Below are 15,813 nucleotides of genomic sequence, written 5' to 3'. Positions count from 1 at the left end.
GGTTCGTTGCTTCCGGTCCGTGGATTCTGTCGGTGCCCGCGATTAGGGTTCGACTCTCCAATTGAGTAGGGAGACGACATGCGCTGGACCCGGAACCTTCGCGTGGCCGCGGCAATCGCGGCCGTGACGCTCGGCCTCGCCGCCTGCGGCGGTGACGAGCAGCCCGCCGCGCAGGGCAAGGGCGGCGCGCCGATCGTGATCGGCTCGTTCAACTTCACCGACAGCCAGATACTGGCCGAGGTCTACGCGCACGCCTTGGAGGCGAAGGGTTACCCGGTGCAGCGCAAGCTCAACCTCGGCTCCCGCGAACTCGTCTACCCGTCGCTGAAGTCCGGTGAGCTGCAGCTCATCCCCGAGTACCAGGGCGCCGCGATCGTCACCGGGTTCGGCGGCACCGCGCCAAAGGACGCCGCCGGTGAGCACGCCCAGCTCGCCGAACTGCTCGCGCCGTCCGGGATCTCGCTGCTGGAGTACGCGCCGGCGGAGAACAAGAACACCTTCATCGTCAAGTCCGACCTGGCGAAGGAGAAGGGGCTGGCGAAGATCAGCGACCTGAAGAAGCTGGACAAGGTCGTGCTCGGCGGCGGCCCGGAGTGCGAGAAGCGGATTCCGTGCTTCCTCGGCTTCAAGGACGTCTACCAGCTCAACGCCACCTTCCAGGCCATCCAGGAGAACGGCCCGAGGGTGGAGCAGCTGCGCTCCGGCGGGGTCACCACGATCACCGTCGACTCGGTCAACCCGCTGGTCGGCGACCCGCAGTTCACCGCGCTGGAGGACGACCTCGGCATCGTGCCGACCGAGAACATCGTGCCCGCGGTCAACAAGAAGGTGCTCGACGAACGCGGCGCCGAGTTCTCCGGCACCTTGAACGCGGTCAGCAAGAAGCTCACCACCGAGGAGCTGCGCGAGCTGAACAAGCGGGTCGACTCGGACGGCGAGGCGGCCGCGGACGTCGCGAAGGACTGGCTTTCCGCGCAGGGCCTCGGCTGACGGGGGCCCGGTGCGGCCCCCGAGGCCAGGGTGGAATCGTGGGCCGCACTGAGTAACCACGAGAGAACGGGGAGCCAGATGGCAAAGGTCACGGCCACCGCGGAACGCATCATCGACGCGCCGGTGGAGAAGGTGCGCGAGCTGGTCGCCGACTACGCCGAGGCAAGGCCGAAGATCCTCACCGAGCAGTTCCGCGACTTCCGGCTCGACGAAGGCGGCACCGGCGAGGGCACCAAGGCGGGCTGGAAGCTGCAGGCCACCTCGAAGCGGGTGCGCGACGTGGCGGCCACCGTCACCGAGCCGCAGCCGGGCACCCTGGTGGAGACCGACGCCAACTCGAGCATGGTGACCACCTGGACGGTGCGTCCGTCCGGCGAAGGCAGCGTCGTGCGCGTGGAGAGCAGCTGGGACGGCGCGGGTGGCATCGGCGGGTTCTTCGAGAAGACCTTCGCCCCGGCCGGGCTTCGCCGGATCTACGAGGGTGTGCTGGCCAACCTCGCGAAGCTGGCGTAACCCTCGACACAACCGGAACTATCGCCCCGCTTGCTCCTGTTGCAGTACTCGTAGGGCACGACGATCGTTCGTGCCACAACCTCGATACTCGACGGGAGTTCAACGGTGAGCGCACCAACAGCGACGAAGGCGACCGAGGTCCGGCTGGCGGCCAGGCCGCACGGCAAGCCGACGCCGGCCGATTTTTCCATTGTGGACACCGACCTGCCGGTGCCGGCCGACGGGCAGGTGCTGGTGCGCAACCTGGTGATCAGCGTGGACCCGTACATGCGCGGCCGGATGAGCGACGCCAAGTCCTACGCCGAGCCGTACCAGGTGGGCAAGGTCATGCACGGCGGCGCGATCGGCGAGGTAGTCGAGTCCACAGTGGACTCTCTGAAGCCGGGTGATGTGGTGCTGCACGGCCTCGGTTGGCGCACGCACGCGGTGGTGGACGCCGCGCAGGCGGTGAAGGTGGACCCCGACGCCGCGCCGATCACCGCCTACCTCGGGGTGCTCGGCATGACCGGGCTCACCGCGTACGCCGGACTGCTGGACGTGGCCGAGTTCAAGCCGGGCGACACCGTGTTCGTCTCCGGCGCGGCCGGCGCCGTCGGCTCCGAAGTGGGCCAGCTGGCCAAGCTCAAGGGCGCCAAGCGGGTGATCGGCAGCGCCGGCTCCGCGGAGAAGGTGCGCTGGCTCACCGAGGAGCTCGGCTTCGACGCGGCCTTCAACTACAAGGACGGCCCGATTGCCGAGCAGCTGCGCGCCGCCGCGCCGGACGGCATCGACGTCTACTTCGACAACGTCGGCGGCGAGCACCTGGAAGCCGCCATCGATTCGCTCAACCTGCACGGCCGGATCGCGGTCTGCGGGATGATCTCGCTGTACAACGCGACCGAGCCGGCCCCGGCGCCGCGCAACCTGACCCAGATCATCGCGAAGCGGTTCACCATGCGCGGGCTGCTGGTCACCGATCACTTCGCCCGGCAGCAGGACTTCCTGGCCGAGGTCGCGCCGCTGGTCCGCGAAGGCAAGCTGAAGTACTCGGAGACCGTGGTCGACGGCATCCGGAACGCGCCACAGGCGTTCCTCGACCTGCTCGACGGCGCCAACACCGGCAAAATGCTCGTCCGCGTCGGCGATTAGCCAGACTTTCCCTGGTCGACGGTCGTGAGTGAAAAGTGTTGCCGGGGCAACACTTTTCACTCACGACGTCAGTACTGGTTGTGCTTGGAATCCAGGTTCAGGCCGGCGTCGAGTACCTTCGCCGGGACCTTGAGGTTCATCTGGTCCTTGATGATCCGGCCGGCCGACGGCAGCTCGTCGCGATCCGGCCAGGTTTCCGGCTGCCACAGTCCGGACCGCAGGAATGCCTTGGCGCAGTGCAGGTACAGCTCGGTCACCTGGACCACCAGCGCGAGCTGAGGCCGTTTTCCCTTGACCGCCATCCGGTCGAAGAACGGCGCGTCGCGCACGATCGTGGCGGTGCCGTTCACCCGCAGGGTCTCGTTCATCCCCGGCACCACGAACAGCAGCCCGACCTGCGGGTTGTGCAGGATGTTGCGCAGGCTGTCCAGCCGCCGGTTGCCGGGCCGGTCCGGAATGGCCAGCGTGCTCTCGTCCAGGATCAGCACCCCGCCCGGCGGCTCCCCGCGCGGGGACACGTCGCAGCTGCCGTCCGGCCCGGAGGTGGCCAGCAGCAGGAACGGCGAGTGCTCGATCAGGGTGCGGGCGTGCCCGTCGATCCGAGCGATGTCCTTGTCCCAGGCGCCTTTCGGCGGTTCCTTGCGTACTTCGCGCAGCTCCGCCTCGGTCCGCACGACTTGCATTCCCTCGATCCCCATACAAGTAAGGTATGCCTAATTTTGCGGGCCGTCGAGGGGCGGGTCAGAGGATGACGGTGCGGTTGCCGTGTACCAGCACCCGGTTCTCCAGGTGCCAGCGCAGCCCGCGGGCCAGCGTCACCTTCTCGATGTCGCGGCCCTTGCGCACCATGTCCGGCACCGAGTCGCCGTGGTCCACCCGGATCACGTCCTGCTCGATGATCGGCCCGGCGTCCAGGTCCGCGGTCACGTAGTGGCAGGTCGCGCCGACCAGCTTGACCCCGCGCGCGTGCGCCTGGTGGTACGGCCGGGCGCCGATGAACGACGGCAGGAAGCTGTGATGGATGTTCAGCGCCCGCCCGGCCCATGCCGCGCACAGCTCGGCGGGTAGCACCTGCATGAACCTGGCCAGCACCACGGCGTGCGGATCGTGCGCGTCCACCAGCGCGCGCAGCTCGGCGAACGCGGCCGCCTTGCCCGCAGGATCCCCGGCCGGGAACGGCAGGTGGTGGAACGGGATGCCGTGCGCCCTGGTGATGTCGCCGAGCGGCTCGTGGTTGCCGATCACCGCGCGCAGGTCCACGTCGAGCTCACCGGCGGCGACCCGGCCGAGCAGGTCGTAGAGGCAGTGGCCCTCCTTGGAGACCAGCAGCACCACCCGCCGCCGCACACCGGTGTCCTCCACCTGCCAGCTGGACTCCGCGCTCAGCGAGCGGGCCACCTCGGCGAACCGGGTGCGCAGCCCGGCCACGTCGAAGGGCAGCGAATCGGCCCGGACCTCCTGGCGGGTGAAGAACCAGCCGGTGTCCGGGTCGGTGTGGTAGGCGGCCTCCACGATCCAGCCGCCGGCGTCGGCGAGGAAACCGGCGATGGTGGCCACGATTCCGGTGCGGTCCGGGCAGCCGAAGGTGATGACGTAACGACGATCAGGCACGGTCGCCCATCCTGCCCCTGGCCGGTCAGGGCGCCGCGAGCGGCTCCAGCAGCCGTGGGTCGCCGGTGCTGGTCGCGTGGCTCGGCCTGCCCCACACCGCGCGGTAGAGCGCGTCCGCGGTACCGATGACGGTGGCGTCCGGGGTACCGGCGGTTCCGTTCTCGACGGGCCTTGTCTCCGGGGCGGCGCCTGGCCTGATCGACGCCAGCCAGCGGTGCCCGGTGTCGGTGGCGTGCACCAGCACCGTGCCGGACACGGCCGGCCCGGAGACGTCCGCGCGGCTCGGCAGCAGCCGGCAGAGCAGCTCGTCCACCCCGTCCGCGGCGAATCCGGGCTCGAACAGCACGGTGTTGCCGTTGCGGGCGTGCTCGGCGTCGATCCGGTGGATGGCCGCCTCATGGGCCTGCCGCCGTGCCCAGGAGCCGACCGTTTTCGGGTAGCTTCCGAACGGCAGCCAGGCCGGGGCCGCCGGCTCGGCCAGCGCCGCGCACATCGCCGCCCGCTGCTCGTCCCACCACGCCAGCCGCTCGTCCCAGTCCTTAGGCGGACGGCCGGGGTCGGCGTTCAGCCCGGTCGGGTCGGCGACGGCGGCGCAGACCCAGGACTGCACCCTGGCAAGGTGCCCGACCAGTCTGCTGACCGTCCAATCCGGACACGTCGGCACCGGAGCGTCCGGCCCGGCCGCGACCGCCGCGGTGCGCAGTCCGTCGCTGTGGTGCTGAATGCTTTCCAGGTAGGTCGCGTGATCCACGCCGAGAGCGTAACCGCCGGGCCGTCTCCAGTACGGCCACTAGGAACAATCCGAGTGCGAAAGCCAGCAGCAGGCCCTTCACCGGCTCGTCCGCGAAGGCCGCTCCGCCCGCGTATCCGATCAGTGCGCTGTACACCGCCCAGATCGCCGAGCCGGCCGCGTCCAGCAGGAGGAACCGCCGCCACGGGAAGCGCAGGCTGCCGGTGGCCAGGCCGCTGGCTACCCGCCCGCCGGGCAGGTAGCGGGCGCCCACGATGAGCAGTGCCGCGTGCTCGGCCACCCTGGCCTGGGCCCAGGCGTACCGCCGCAGGTCGCGTTCGCTGCGCAGCCTGGTCAGCATCCACGGCCCGGCCGCCCTGCCGATCCAGTGGCTGAGGCAGTCCCCGGCCAGTGCGCCGGTGCCGGCCACCGCTACCAGCAGGCCGAGCCGCGGCCAGTCCGCCCCGATCAGCACGGCCACCGTGACCACGGTGGTCTCGCTGGGCATCAGCGGCAGCACCGCGTCCAGCCCGGCGATGCCGAAGACGAGCAGCCACAGCCAGGGCGAGCCCAGCTGGGCCTGTAGTAGTCCGGTAAGGCCGTCCAGCAGCTCGAACGCCACCATGCGGCCATGGTGATCACCCGAGGTCGCGGTCAGGTGACACAGTGCGGTGTACCGCGTGAATAGCGCGTCACGAGCGTGGGGCGACGGAGGCGTAGGGGACGGTCAGCTCGCCGAGCCGCCAGCGGCGCGGGCCGCCGAGGACGGGCCAGCCGCGGGCGGCGAGCAGGCCGATCGCGGTCAGCCAGCGGGCCCGTGCGCCGAAGCTGCGCTGGGCCGCCGCGGCGGCCCAGCGTGAGTCCAAAGTAGACAAAAGCTCGTGGATGGGCTCGCCGGGAACGTTGTGGTGGATCAGTGCTTTCGGCAGTCGTTCGGCCACTGTGGACGGACGGTCCAGACCGATCAGCCGACAGGACACGGTCAGCGTGCGCGGCCCGTCGTGGCCGACGGTGATCCACGAGCAGAGCCGGCCGATCTCGTCGCAGGTGCCCTCGACGAGCAGCCCGCCCGGCGCGATCCGGTCCAGCATGGTCGACCACGCGCCCGGCACTTCGTGCTCCTCGTACTGGCGCAGCACGTTGAACGCGCGCACCAGCGCGGGCCGGGTGCCGGCCAGCTCGAAGCCGCCGCGGGCGAACTCCAGCCACGGCGGGTCGGCGGCACCCGCGGCGGTGGTCACCCGCTCCGGGTCGAGCTCCAGGCCGAGCACCCGCACCCGCGGCTGGGCCGCGCGCAGCCGTCGGCTGAGCTCCACCGTGGTCACCGGGGACGCGCCGTAGCCGAGGTCCACCACCAGCGGGTCGGCCGCCCGCCGCAGCACGGCCTGCACCCCGGGGTCACCGGCCAGCCAGCGGTCGACCCGGCGCAGCCGGTTGGGGTTGGTGGTTCCTCTGGTCGGCGCACCGACCACGACCTGCGGCCTGGCCCGGTTCAGTTCCCGTCGGCCAGCCACTTCGCGGTGAATTCGGCCTCGTGCTCCAGCAGTTTGGTCACCTGTTCGGCGATCACGCTCTCCAGCTTGCCGCCGACCAGCGGGATCCGGACCTTCACCTCGCCGCTGGTGCGCAGCACGGTCTGGCCGTCGCGCTCGGTCAGCTCGGTGCGGGCGTTGATCTCACCGGGCACCCCGGCGACGGTGGCCTTGGCAGTGCCGGTGTAGCCCCCGCCCGACGCGGTCCAGGTCTGCTCGCGGTGCACGATCAGGTCGCCCTTGTGCAGGGTGCGCACGGCCTGCGGGAGCTGCTCGGCGCCGATGCCCTGGACCAGTTTGTAGTGCGCGCCGCTGGAGGTCAGGGTGTGTTCGGGCAGCCCGGCGTGCTTGCCGCCGAGCAGCTCGAGCCTGGCCCGGAGCGCGGCCTCTCCGGACTGGGCCGCGAACACCGCGGCGATGCCGTGGGAGAACTCCGCACGGTGCTCGATACGGGATGCCATGCCCGGGACAGTACCGTTCCCCCTCGTGAGTGCTGCCGAAACTCCTCCACTGGTGACCATGGCGAGTTACACCACGCTGCGGCTCGGCGGGCCGGTGCGCCGGTTCGTGGTGGCCAAGACCACCGACGAGCTGGTGGCCGCGGTGCGTGCCGCGGACCAGGCCGGCGAGCCGCTGCTGCTGCTCGGCGGCGGTTCGAACCTGGTGGTCGGCGACGAAGGTTTCGACGGCACGGTGGTGCAGATCGCCACCGGCGGCTGGACCGCCGAGGACGGCGGCTTCTTCGAGGTGGCCGCCGGGCAGAACTGGGACGAGTTCGTGGCGGCCATGTCGGCCGGTGGCGTCGGCGGGCTGGAGTGCCTGTCCGGTATTCCCGGTTCGGTCGGTGCGACCCCGATCCAGAACGTCGGTGCCTACGGCAGCGAGATCAGCGAGACGGTGCGCTCGGTCGAGCTGTACGACCGCGCGGCCGGCCGGGTGCGCACGGTGCGCGCGGACGAGCTGGGCTTCGACTACCGCACCAGTGTGCTCAAGGGCACCGACACCGGGGTGGTGCTCAGCGTGCGGTTCGAGCTGCGGCCTGGCTCGCCGTCCAGCCCGATCCGGTATGCCGAGCTGGCCCGCACGTTGGGCGTCGAGGTGGGCGCGACGGTGCCGCCGGCCGACGCCCGCGCGGCCGTGCTCGGCCTGCGCCGCGGCAAGGGCATGGTGCTCGACCCGCTGGACCACGACACCTGGAGCGCGGGTTCCTTCTTCACCAACCCGGTGCTGCCCGAGACCGAGGCGCCCGCGGTGCTGGACCGGATCGCCGCCGTGGTCGGCGCGGACGTGCCGGTGCCGAGCTACCCGGCGCCGGCCGCGGTCAAGCTGTCCGCGGCCTGGCTGATCGAGCGCGCCGGGTTCGGCAAGGGGCGTTCAGGGCCGGGCGGGCGGGTTTCCTTGTCCACCAAGCACACCCTGGCGCTGACCAACCGCGGCGGCGCGTCCACCGCGGACCTGCTCGCCCTCGCGGGGGAGGTCCGCGACGGCGTCCGCGCCACCTTCGGGGTCACCCTGCACCCCGAACCCCTGCTCATCAACTGCTCCCTCTGACGGGCAAAAAGCCGGCTATTTGCCGGTCAGGAGCGGTGCGCGCGGGTGCCGTCGTACTGGGCGCGGGGCTTGAGCACGATCTGGTCCAGGTTCACGTGCGACGGCCTGGTCGCCGCGAAGGCGATCACCTCGGCCACGTCACCCGGGGTGAGCGGCTGGAGCCCGCGGTACACCCCGGCCGCCCGCTCCTCGTCGCCCTCGAAGCGGTGCAACGAGAACTCGGTCTCCACCATGCCCGGCACGATCTCGGTGACCCGCACCGGTTCGCCGAGGTACTCCGAGCGCAGCGTCCGGTGCAGCGCGGACTGCGCGTGCTTCGCCGAGGTGTAACCGGCCCCGCCGTCGTAGACCCCGTAGCCCGCGATGGACGTGACGGTGAGCACATGGCCGTCCCCGGAGGCGACCAGTTTCGGCAGCAGCGCCTTGGTCACCCGCAGCGTGCCCAGCACGTTCACTTCCCACATCCAGCGCCAGTTCTCCTCGTCCGCGGCCTCCACCCGCTCCAGGCCGCGGGCGCCGCCGGCGTTGTTGACCAGGACGTGGCACTCCGGGATTGACCCGGCGAACGCGGCAACCGACTCCGGGTCTGTCACGTCCAGTACGTGTGCGGTGCCGGACAACTCGTCCGCCAGCTTCTGCAGTCGGTCGAGGCGCCGGGCACCGAGCACCACTTCGAAGCCGGCTTCGGCGAGGGCCCGCGCGGTCGCTTCGCCGATGCCGGCGCTGGCGCCGGTGATCACTGCGGTTCGCTTGCTCATGAGGAGAATGCTGCCATTACCCACGTGGCGGGTAACGTCGGAGCGGGTTCGTCGCGGATAGATCCGGTGAGGACGGGCGATGAGACACGGAGGTTGACGGTGATCGAACGACGCACGGTGTTCACGGCCGGACTGGCGGCCGGCGCGTCGGTGCTGGTGGCCGCTTGCTCAAGCGGCCAGACCGGTGGCAGCGGGCAGGCCGGGAACACGGCCCCGGAGCCGCCGAAGGCCAAGATCACCGCCGAACCCGCGGTCGACGCCAAGGACGCCCCGGTGAACAAGCCGGTCACGGTGAAGGTGACCGAAGGCACCCTGGTCGAGGTCAAGCTGACCAACCCCGGCGGGGAGGCGGTGCCCGGCGAGCTCAACGCCGAGAAGACCGCCTGGACCAGCTCGGAGCCGCTCGGCTACGGCAAGAGCTACACCTACGCGGTGAAGGCGGCCGGCAGCGACAACAAGACGGCCGAGCTGACCGGCGCCTTCAACACGGTCAAGCCGGCCAAGGAGGTCCGCGCCACGCTGAACCCGGCGGACGACGCCGAGGTCGGGGTCGCCATGCCGATCAGTGTGAAGTTCACCGCGCCGGTGAAGAACCGCGCGGAGGCGCAGAAGGCGCTGGAGGTCAAGACTTCCAAGGACGTCGAGGGGGCATGGGCCTGGCTGTCCGACCGGCAGGCGGACTGGCGGCCCAAGGAGTTCTGGCCGGCGAACACCGAGGTCGACGTGAGCGCCAAGCTCTACGGGATCGACCTCGGCGGCGGCAACTACGTGAAGGCCGACGTCACCACCAAGTTCAAGATCGGCCGCAACCAGGTGGTGAAGATCAACACCCCGGACCACGTGATGAAGGTCTACCGCGACGACGAGGAGCACGCCTCCTACCCGTGCAGCAACGGCAAGGACGCCGACCCGAACCTGAACACCCCGAACGGCACCCTGATCGTGATGACCAGGGAGCCGGTCGGCGACTTCTCCAACCCTCAGTACGGCTACACCAACGTCAAGAAGAAGTGGGCCTGCCGGATCTCCAACCACGGTGAGTTCATCCACGAGAACGAGGAGAACCACGGCAACATCGGCAAGGCCAACACCTCGCACGGCTGCGTGAACCTGTACGAGAAGGACGCCAAGGCGTACTTCGACTCCGCGCTGATCGGCGACCCGGTGGTGATCACCGGCTCCAAGGCGAGCATGCCGACCACCTCGGATGTGCTGGACTGGCTGCTGGACTGGAAGACCTGGCAGTCCAAGTCGGCGATCTGACGTTTCCGCAGGTCAACGGTCGTGAGTGAAAAGTGTTGCTCCAGCAACGTTTTTCACTCACGAGGTCGTGGGTAGGGAGTGTGTGTTGCTGACCGAAGTGATCGGTTCCGGTGGTGTGCGGATCGGGTTGCGGGTGGCCGGTTCCGAGCGACCGGCCACGGCCGCCGCACCCCCCATCGTGTTCGTGCACGGCTGGGCGCAGTCCTCGCTGGCCTGGTCCTACCAGCTGGCCGACCCTGGACTGGCCGGGGCGCACCTGCTCGCCGCGATGGACCTGCGCGGGCACGGTACCTCGGAGGTGCCCGCAGAGGGGTACGACAGCTCCCGCGCTTGGGCCGGTGACCTGTTCTCCGTGCTGGAGTTCGCCGGCACCCCGGCGATCGTGGTCGGCTGGTCCTACGGCGGACTGGTGATCACCGACTACCTGCGTACCTACGGCACCGCCGGGCTGGCCGGGATCGTGCTGGCCGGCGCGATCACCGAGCTCGGCCGCAACCGTCCCGGCGCGCGGACCGGCCCGGCGATGAAGGCCGCGCTGCCGGACGCGCTGTCCGATGACCTGCGGCGGGCGGCGACCGCGCTGACCGAGCTCAGCGTCGGCATGGCCGCCGAGCCGGTGCCGGGCGCGCTGGCCCAGCAGCTGCTCGGCGCCAGCCTGTCGGTACCGCCGGCGGTGCGGTCCGCGCTGTTCCGCCGCGACCTGGCCAGCGCGGACGTGCTCGCCGCGGTGGACGTGCCGGCCCTCGTGCTGCACGGCACGGCGGACCAGGTGGTCGACATCAGCGCCGGCGAGTACGCCGCCGGGAAGATTCCGGGTGCCCGAACGCGTTGGCTCTCAGGTGTGGGCCATCTGCCGTTCATCGAGCAGGCCGCCGAGTTCAACTCGGTGCTGCGGCAGTTCGCCGAGGACTTGTCGCGGTAGTCAGGAGTAACCAAGGTGACCATTTCGCCCTTACGTGCGTCTCGCCGTGCCCAATCGCAGCGTCCGCGCCGGGTCGCGGTGCTCTCGGTGCACACGTCACCCCTGGAGCAGCCGGGTACCGGCGACGCCGGCGGGATGAACGTCTACATCTCGCAGACCGCGGTCGAGATGGCAAGGCGCGGGGTGCAGGTCGAGGTGTTCACCAGGGCGACCTCCTCGGACCAGCCGCCGGTGGCCGAGCTGGCGCCGGGGGTGCTGGTCCGCCATGTGCCGGCCGGGCCGTTCGAGCCGCTCGGCCGGGATGAGCTGCCCGCGCAGCTGTGTGCGTTCACCTCCGGGGTGCTGCGGGCCGAGGCGTTCCACGAGCCGGGTTACTACGACCTGATCCATTCGCACTACTGGCTTTCCGGCCAGGTCGGCTGGCTGGCGCGGGACCGGTGGGGGGTGCCGCTGGTGCACACCGCGCACACGCTGGCCAAGGTGAAGAACGCCGCGCTCGCCGAGGGGGACACCCCGGAACCGAGGACGCGGGTGATCGGCGAGGAGCAGGTGGTCAGCGAGGCGGACCGGCTGATCGCGAACACCGCCGTGGAGGCGAGGCAGCTGGTCGGGCTGTACGACGCCGACCCGCGTGCGGTGCACACCGTGTCCCCGGGGGTGGACCTGGACCGCTTCACCCCCGGCTCGCAGGTAGCCGCCAGGACCGCGCTCGGCCTGCCGCAGGACGCCGTGGTGCTCGCCTTTGCCGGCCGGATCCAGCCGCTGAAAGCCCCGGACGTGCTGCTGCATGCGGCGGCGGGGCTGCTGCGCGACTCCCCGGAACTGGCGAGCCGGCTGGTGGTGCTGATCGTCGGCGGGCCGTCCGGTACCGGGCTGGAGCAGCCGCAGGCGCTGCGGGAGCTGGCGGTCTCGCTCGGCATCGAGCCGCAGACCAGGTTCCTGCCGCCGCAGCCGGGTGCCGCGCTGGTGAACGTGTTCCGGGCCGCCGACGTGGTGGCGGTGCCCAGTTACAACGAGTCCTTCGGCTTGGTCGCGCTGGAGGCGCAGGCCTGCGGCACGCCGGTGGTTGCCGCCGAGGTCGGCGGGCTGCCGGTGGCCGTCGCGCACGGGGTCTCCGGGCTGCTGGTGCCCTCGCACGAGCCGCGGGACTGGACCGCCGCGCTGGGCTCGGTCGCGCTGCGCCCGCACCGGCGGGCCGAGCTGGCCGGCAATGCGGCCACGCACGCGCGGCGGTTCTCGTGGCAGCGCACGACGGACGCGTTGCTGGACACCTATGCTGAAGCCGCGAGTTCGTTCCGGCTCGCTCTGCAACCGGAAGTGGCGGTGTAACCCGGCGGATGAGTGTCGATTCGGTAGTTCAGTCTACTTTGGACAAGGCGGGGCTGAAGTACGAGCGCAAGGGCGCGGGGCGGTATTTCGTCACGCTGCCCGGCACCAAGAAGCTGCAGACGAACTGCTGGTTGGTGGCCGGTGAGCACGCCTTCTCGGTGGAAGCCTTCGTCTGCCGCCGCCCGGACGAGTCGCATCAGGACGTTTACCGATTCCTGTTGCGCCGCAACGCGAAGCTCTACGGCGTGCACTACACAGTGGACGCCATGGGGGACATCTACCTGGTCGGCAAGCTCGGCCTGGAAGGCATCTCCGAAGCCGAGCTGGACAAGGTGCTCGGCCAGGTGCTGGAAGCCGCGGACGGCGACTTCAACATCCTGCTGGAACTCGGTTTCGCGACTTCGATCAAGCGCGAATGGGACTGGCGGGTCTCGCGCGGCGAGTCGCTGGCCAACCTGCAGGCGTTCAAGCACCTGACCGAACCAGCAGGCGGGCACGAGCCTGGCCGGCTGGCGGATTCGTGACCGGGCGCGTGCAACCGGGCTGACCCCGTTCTCCGTCTCCTCCGCACAACTGGATGGGAGACGTCAGATGAGAGCGAAAACGGTGGCCGGGCTGGCACTGGTCTGCGGTGTGCTGCTGGCAGGTTGCTCAGGGGGCTCGGGAGGCTCAGACAACAGCACCGCGAGCGTCGCCGGCGAGACCGGCAACGCGGGCTCGGCCGAGATCGCCCCGGCGGAACCGCCGAGTGCGCAGAAAACCGACCCGGGACAGGAAAAGGCGGACGAGAGCGCGGGGTCCACCCAGGACGTCCCGCTCGGCGACCTGGACGCGCCTGGGCGGCAGCTCGCGCGCAACGCCAGGCTCGGGCTGACCGCTCCGGACGTGGCGGTGGTGGCCGACCGGGCCAGGGAGATCACCGCGGCTGCCGGCGGCTATCTCGGCTCGGAACGGACCAGGGGCGAGTCCGCCACGCTGAACTTGACCGTGCCCAGCGACCGGCTGGACGGCACGCTGGCCGAGCTGTCCCGGCTGGGCACCGTGACCAGCCGGGAGCAGGACGTGCAGGACGTCACCGAGCAGGTGGTGGATGTGCAGGCGCGGCTGGGCACCCAGCGCAAGAGCGTGGAGCGGGTGCGCGCGCTGCTGGACCGGGCCGCCACGGTCAGCGAGATCACCTCCATCGAACGGGAGCTGACCAGCCGGGAGGCCGCGCTGGAGAGCCTGCAGGCCAGGCAGGACAAGCTGGCCGGCAGCGTGGCGACCTCGAAGGTGGCGCTGACCGTGCAGACCGCCGGCGCGTCCGGGGGTGCACCGGAGGACGACGGGTTCGGCGGCGGGTTCGGCGACGGCTGGCGCGCTTTCCTGGACTTCGGCAGCGGGGTGCTCACCGTGCTCGGTGCGATGGCGCCGTTCCTGCTGATCCTCGGCACGCCGGTGGTGGCCGCAGTCTGGTGGGTGCGCCGCCGCCGGACGCGGGTACGGGCGCAGGAGGCCGCGCTGCCCGCTGTGGAGTAGCCGGAGTAGCCGGGGCGGGCGGGACGGCTCGAGGGAGGGGGAGTCGCGAACTCGAGCCGCCCCGCTGACGCTCCCGCCGCGATGGACCCGGTGGCGAGGGGGATGCCAACGGGGCCGGCGGGGCCGCAGCCCGGCAGGGGGGAGACGAGCTGCGGTCGTAGCCCGCGATCGGCTGGGGAGTGCGTGGAATCCAGCCGAGCGGGACGTAGTCAACTTGTCAGAAGGCACCCTGTAATCACAAGACTACTCACTACTCCATTCGAGTGAACTTCATCTGTACCGTTAACGGAGTGCATCGTCACGTGTTGTTGCACGGTCGAATTAATGGCCCTTTGCGGGCGAGAGTTGTTCACTAAATTACATTTGTCACACTGTGCGTAGAAGTGCTGTTCAGCCGCCGTTCACCCTGGCCCGCCACGGAGGCCGATGCCGGAGCGGACGGGCATTCTGGCAGGCTTGCGGGCATGGCCGAACTTGGGACCTTGGTGCTGCTCCGGCACGGACAGAGCACCTGGAACGCGGAGAACCTGTTCACCGGCTGGGTCGACGTGCCGCTCTCCGAGCAGGGCGAGGCGGAGGCGCGCCGCGGCGGTGAGCTGCTGGCGGAGGCCAAGCTGCTGCCGGACGTGGTGCACACCTCGCTGCTGCGGCGGGCGATCTCCACCGCCAACCTCGCGCTGGACGCCGCCGACCGGCACTGGATCGACGTCCGCCGCGACTGGCGGCTCAACGAGCGGCACTACGGCGCGTTGCAGGGCAAGAACAAGAAGCAGGTGCGCGAGGAGTTCGGCGACGAGCAGTTCATGCTGTGGCGCCGCTCGTACGACACCCCGCCGCCGCCGATTGAGGCCGGCGACGAGTTCAGCCAGGACGCGGACCCGCGCTACGCCCTGCTCGGGCCCACCGCGCCGCGCACCGAATGCCTGAAGGACGTGGTGGCCAGGCTGCTGCCGTACTGGGAGGCCGAGATCGTGCCGGACCTGCGGGCGGGCCGGACCGTGCTGGTCGCCGCGCACGGCAACTCGCTGCGCGCGCTGGTCAAGCACCTGGACGGGATCTCCGACGACAAGATCGCCGGACTGGACATCCCGACCGGCATCCCGCTGCGCTACGACCTGGACGCCGACCTGAAGCCGGTCAACCCCGGCGGCAGCTACCTCGACCCGGAAGCCGCCAAGGTCGCCGCCGCGGCCGTCGCCAACCAGGGCCGCTGAACCGGCAAATAGCCGACTTTTCGCCCTCCCGTGAAAGGGCAAGAAGTCGGCTATTTGCCGCTGCGGCTAGATGATGCCGAGGTCGCGGGCGCGGGCGCCGGCCTGGAAGCGGGACGTGGCGCCGAGGGCGGCCATCAGCTCGGCCACCCGGCGCCGGTAGGTGCGCAGGCCGAGCTCGAGGGTCCTGGCCGCGGTCTCGTCCTTGCAGCCGGACGCCAGCAGCTCCAGGATCCGCGGGGCCAGCACGCACAGCTCCGCGTGCCGCGCGTCGTAGACGGCGAGGTCGGTGGCCGCCAGCCAGGCCGCCTCGAACAGCGACGCGACTCCCTGCACGACCTCGGGCCGGTCGATCACGCTGTAGCCGCGCACCCCGTGCTTCAGGTCGCCGGCCAGTATCGCCACCCGCCGGTCGATCAGGATCGTCTCGTTGATCTCGGCCGGGGTGATCCGGACCTGCGCGCCGAGCCTGGAAACCTCCCGAAGGTGCTGCGCGGAGGACGGGTCGAACAGCACGCCGGGCCGGAACAGCTTGCGGATCCGCTTGCCCGCGTGCCCGTGCCTGGCGACGGCCTTGCCGATCTCCTGCCGCGGCCTGGCCGGTGCCCAGGTGAACAGGTCGTGCGCCGCGCAGGTCATCTCCTCCGCGGTGGCCATCAGGTGCGCCGCCCGCTCGAACAGCTCCTGTTCGCCATGGACCAGCACGACTTCACCGGTCAGCTTCATGCCCCCAGTCTCGTCCTGGCGCGCGACCGGC

The 15,813-nt window shown here is 70.6% G+C and carries 17 protein-coding genes and 1 pseudogene; 10 read left to right on the top strand and 8 right to left on the bottom strand.

Annotated elements, in window-relative coordinates:
* Positions 1-78: 78 nt before the first annotated feature.
* The 3 genes from AMYNI_RS0113910 (at position 79) to AMYNI_RS0113900 (ending at position 2,631) form a co-directional block, all read left to right on the top strand.
* Entirely contained in the window at positions 79-990 is a 912-nt protein-coding gene (locus AMYNI_RS0113910) for a glycine betaine ABC transporter substrate-binding protein (protein ID WP_020668629.1), read from the top strand.
* Between the two features lie 78 nt (positions 991-1,068).
* Positions 1,069-1,503: an SRPBCC family protein gene (locus tag AMYNI_RS0113905; protein WP_020668628.1), complete on the top strand. Its 435-nt coding sequence runs from the start codon at positions 1,069-1,071 to the stop codon at positions 1,501-1,503.
* A 105-nt stretch (positions 1,504-1,608) separates the two neighbouring features.
* Positions 1,609-2,631, top strand: coding sequence for an NADP-dependent oxidoreductase (locus AMYNI_RS0113900; RefSeq protein ID WP_020668627.1), 1,023 nt, complete (start codon positions 1,609-1,611; stop codon positions 2,629-2,631).
* Between the two features lie 68 nt (positions 2,632-2,699).
* Here AMYNI_RS0113900 and AMYNI_RS0113895 read toward each other — a convergent pair whose 3' ends face one another.
* The 6 genes and pseudogenes from AMYNI_RS0113895 to AMYNI_RS0113870 all read right to left on the bottom strand — a co-directional run bounded on the left by AMYNI_RS0113895 (position 2,700) and on the right by AMYNI_RS0113870 (position 6,965).
* Positions 2,700-3,329, bottom strand: a complete 630-nt coding sequence (locus AMYNI_RS0113895) for a pyridoxamine 5'-phosphate oxidase family protein (protein ID WP_040405737.1) — start codon at positions 3,327-3,329, stop codon at positions 2,700-2,702.
* 43 nt (positions 3,330-3,372) lie between these two features.
* Positions 3,373-4,242, bottom strand: a complete 870-nt coding sequence (gene purU / locus AMYNI_RS0113890) for a formyltetrahydrofolate deformylase (RefSeq protein ID WP_020668625.1) — start codon at positions 4,240-4,242, stop codon at positions 3,373-3,375.
* 25 nt (positions 4,243-4,267) lie between these two features.
* Positions 4,268-4,900 (bottom strand): annotated as a pseudogene (locus tag AMYNI_RS0113885) (maleylpyruvate isomerase family mycothiol-dependent enzyme); the annotation flags it as partial.
* Positions 4,782-5,597, bottom strand: a complete 816-nt coding sequence (locus tag AMYNI_RS0113880) for a DedA family protein (protein ID WP_020668623.1) — start codon at positions 5,595-5,597, stop codon at positions 4,782-4,784. The pseudogene AMYNI_RS0113885 and the gene AMYNI_RS0113880, both read right to left, overlap by 119 nt.
* Positions 5,598-5,664: 67 nt before the next feature.
* A complete protein-coding gene (locus tag AMYNI_RS0113875; RefSeq protein WP_020668622.1) occupies positions 5,665-6,486 on the bottom strand; it encodes a hypothetical protein in 822 nt (273 codons plus the stop codon).
* On the bottom strand, positions 6,465-6,965 hold the full coding sequence (locus AMYNI_RS0113870; protein WP_020668621.1) for a DUF2505 domain-containing protein: 501 nt from the start codon (positions 6,963-6,965) through the stop codon (positions 6,465-6,467). Before AMYNI_RS0113870 ends, AMYNI_RS0113875 begins: the two co-directional genes overlap by 22 nt.
* A gap of 25 nt (positions 6,966-6,990) precedes the next feature.
* Here AMYNI_RS0113870 and AMYNI_RS0113865 point away from each other — a divergent pair, with 25 nt between their 5' ends.
* Positions 6,991-8,055, top strand: a complete 1,065-nt coding sequence (locus tag AMYNI_RS0113865) for a UDP-N-acetylmuramate dehydrogenase (protein WP_026360433.1) — start codon at positions 6,991-6,993, stop codon at positions 8,053-8,055.
* A 26-nt stretch (positions 8,056-8,081) separates the two neighbouring features.
* On the opposite strand, the gene AMYNI_RS0113860 is transcribed toward AMYNI_RS0113865, so the two are convergent.
* Positions 8,082-8,813, bottom strand: a complete 732-nt coding sequence (locus AMYNI_RS0113860; RefSeq protein WP_026360432.1) for an SDR family oxidoreductase — start codon at positions 8,811-8,813, stop codon at positions 8,082-8,084.
* A gap of 99 nt (positions 8,814-8,912) precedes the next feature.
* Between AMYNI_RS0113860 and AMYNI_RS0113855 the strand changes: the two genes are divergently transcribed.
* From AMYNI_RS0113855 to AMYNI_RS0113830, 6 genes are all read left to right on the top strand, one after another.
* Positions 8,913-10,076 (top strand): L,D-transpeptidase, encoded by a 1,164-nt coding sequence (locus AMYNI_RS0113855; RefSeq protein ID WP_020668618.1) that lies wholly within the window; start codon positions 8,913-8,915, stop codon positions 10,074-10,076.
* A gap of 85 nt (positions 10,077-10,161) precedes the next feature.
* Positions 10,162-10,998: an alpha/beta fold hydrolase gene (locus AMYNI_RS0113850; protein ID WP_026360431.1), complete on the top strand. Its 837-nt coding sequence runs from the start codon at positions 10,162-10,164 to the stop codon at positions 10,996-10,998.
* A 21-nt stretch (positions 10,999-11,019) separates the two neighbouring features.
* Complete coding sequence (gene mshA / locus AMYNI_RS0113845; protein WP_211225606.1) at positions 11,020-12,327, top strand: D-inositol-3-phosphate glycosyltransferase; 1,308 nt, start codon at positions 11,020-11,022, stop codon at positions 12,325-12,327.
* An 8-nt stretch (positions 12,328-12,335) separates the two neighbouring features.
* Positions 12,336-12,851, top strand: a complete 516-nt coding sequence (locus AMYNI_RS0113840) for a type III secretion system chaperone family protein (RefSeq protein ID WP_026360430.1) — start codon at positions 12,336-12,338, stop codon at positions 12,849-12,851.
* A 67-nt stretch (positions 12,852-12,918) separates the two neighbouring features.
* Complete coding sequence (locus AMYNI_RS0113835) at positions 12,919-13,845, top strand: DUF4349 domain-containing protein (RefSeq protein WP_040405735.1); 927 nt, start codon at positions 12,919-12,921, stop codon at positions 13,843-13,845.
* A 464-nt stretch (positions 13,846-14,309) separates the two neighbouring features.
* Positions 14,310-15,059, top strand: coding sequence for a phosphoglyceromutase (locus AMYNI_RS0113830; RefSeq protein WP_020668613.1), 750 nt, complete (start codon positions 14,310-14,312; stop codon positions 15,057-15,059).
* Between the two features lie 66 nt (positions 15,060-15,125).
* Here the strand turns inward: AMYNI_RS0113830 and AMYNI_RS0113825 are convergent, their stop codons facing one another.
* A complete protein-coding gene (locus AMYNI_RS0113825; RefSeq protein ID WP_020668612.1) occupies positions 15,126-15,782 on the bottom strand; it encodes a helix-turn-helix domain-containing protein in 657 nt (218 codons plus the stop codon).
* Positions 15,783-15,813: the final 31 nt, after the last annotated feature.

It is taken from the genome of Amycolatopsis nigrescens CSC17Ta-90 (genome assembly GCF_000384315.1).
Lineage (GTDB): Bacteria > Actinomycetota > Actinomycetes > Mycobacteriales > Pseudonocardiaceae > Amycolatopsis > Amycolatopsis nigrescens.
The sequence above is the reverse complement of the archived record's forward strand: the minus strand, read 5'-3'. Positions and strand labels throughout refer to the sequence as shown.

What these genes read in the sequence shown, in the direction of transcription:
- AMYNI_RS0113910 (WP_020668629.1), top strand. Translation starts at nt 79, where the DNA reads ATGCGCTGGACCCGGAACCTTCGCGTGGCCGCGGCAATCGCGGCCGTG.
- AMYNI_RS0113905 (WP_020668628.1), top strand. Translation starts at nt 1,069, where the DNA reads ATGGCAAAGGTCACGGCCACCGCGGAACGCATCATCGACGCGCCGGTG.
- AMYNI_RS0113895 (WP_040405737.1), bottom strand. Translation starts at nt 3,329, where the DNA reads ATGGGGATCGAGGGAATGCAAGTCGTGCGGACCGAGGCGGAGCTGCGC.
- AMYNI_RS0113880 (WP_020668623.1), bottom strand. Translation starts at nt 5,597, where the DNA reads ATGGTGGCGTTCGAGCTGCTGGACGGCCTTACCGGACTACTACAGGCC.
- AMYNI_RS0113870 (WP_020668621.1), bottom strand. Translation starts at nt 6,965, where the DNA reads ATGGCATCCCGTATCGAGCACCGTGCGGAGTTCTCCCACGGCATCGCC.
- AMYNI_RS0113860 (WP_026360432.1), bottom strand. Translation starts at nt 8,813, where the DNA reads ATGAGCAAGCGAACCGCAGTGATCACCGGCGCCAGCGCCGGCATCGGC.
- AMYNI_RS0113840 (WP_026360430.1), top strand. Translation starts at nt 12,336, where the DNA reads ATGAGTGTCGATTCGGTAGTTCAGTCTACTTTGGACAAGGCGGGGCTG.
- AMYNI_RS0113835 (WP_040405735.1), top strand. Translation starts at nt 12,919, where the DNA reads ATGAGAGCGAAAACGGTGGCCGGGCTGGCACTGGTCTGCGGTGTGCTG.
- AMYNI_RS0113830 (WP_020668613.1), top strand. Translation starts at nt 14,310, where the DNA reads ATGGCCGAACTTGGGACCTTGGTGCTGCTCCGGCACGGACAGAGCACC.
- AMYNI_RS0113825 (WP_020668612.1), bottom strand. Translation starts at nt 15,782, where the DNA reads ATGAAGCTGACCGGTGAAGTCGTGCTGGTCCATGGCGAACAGGAGCTG.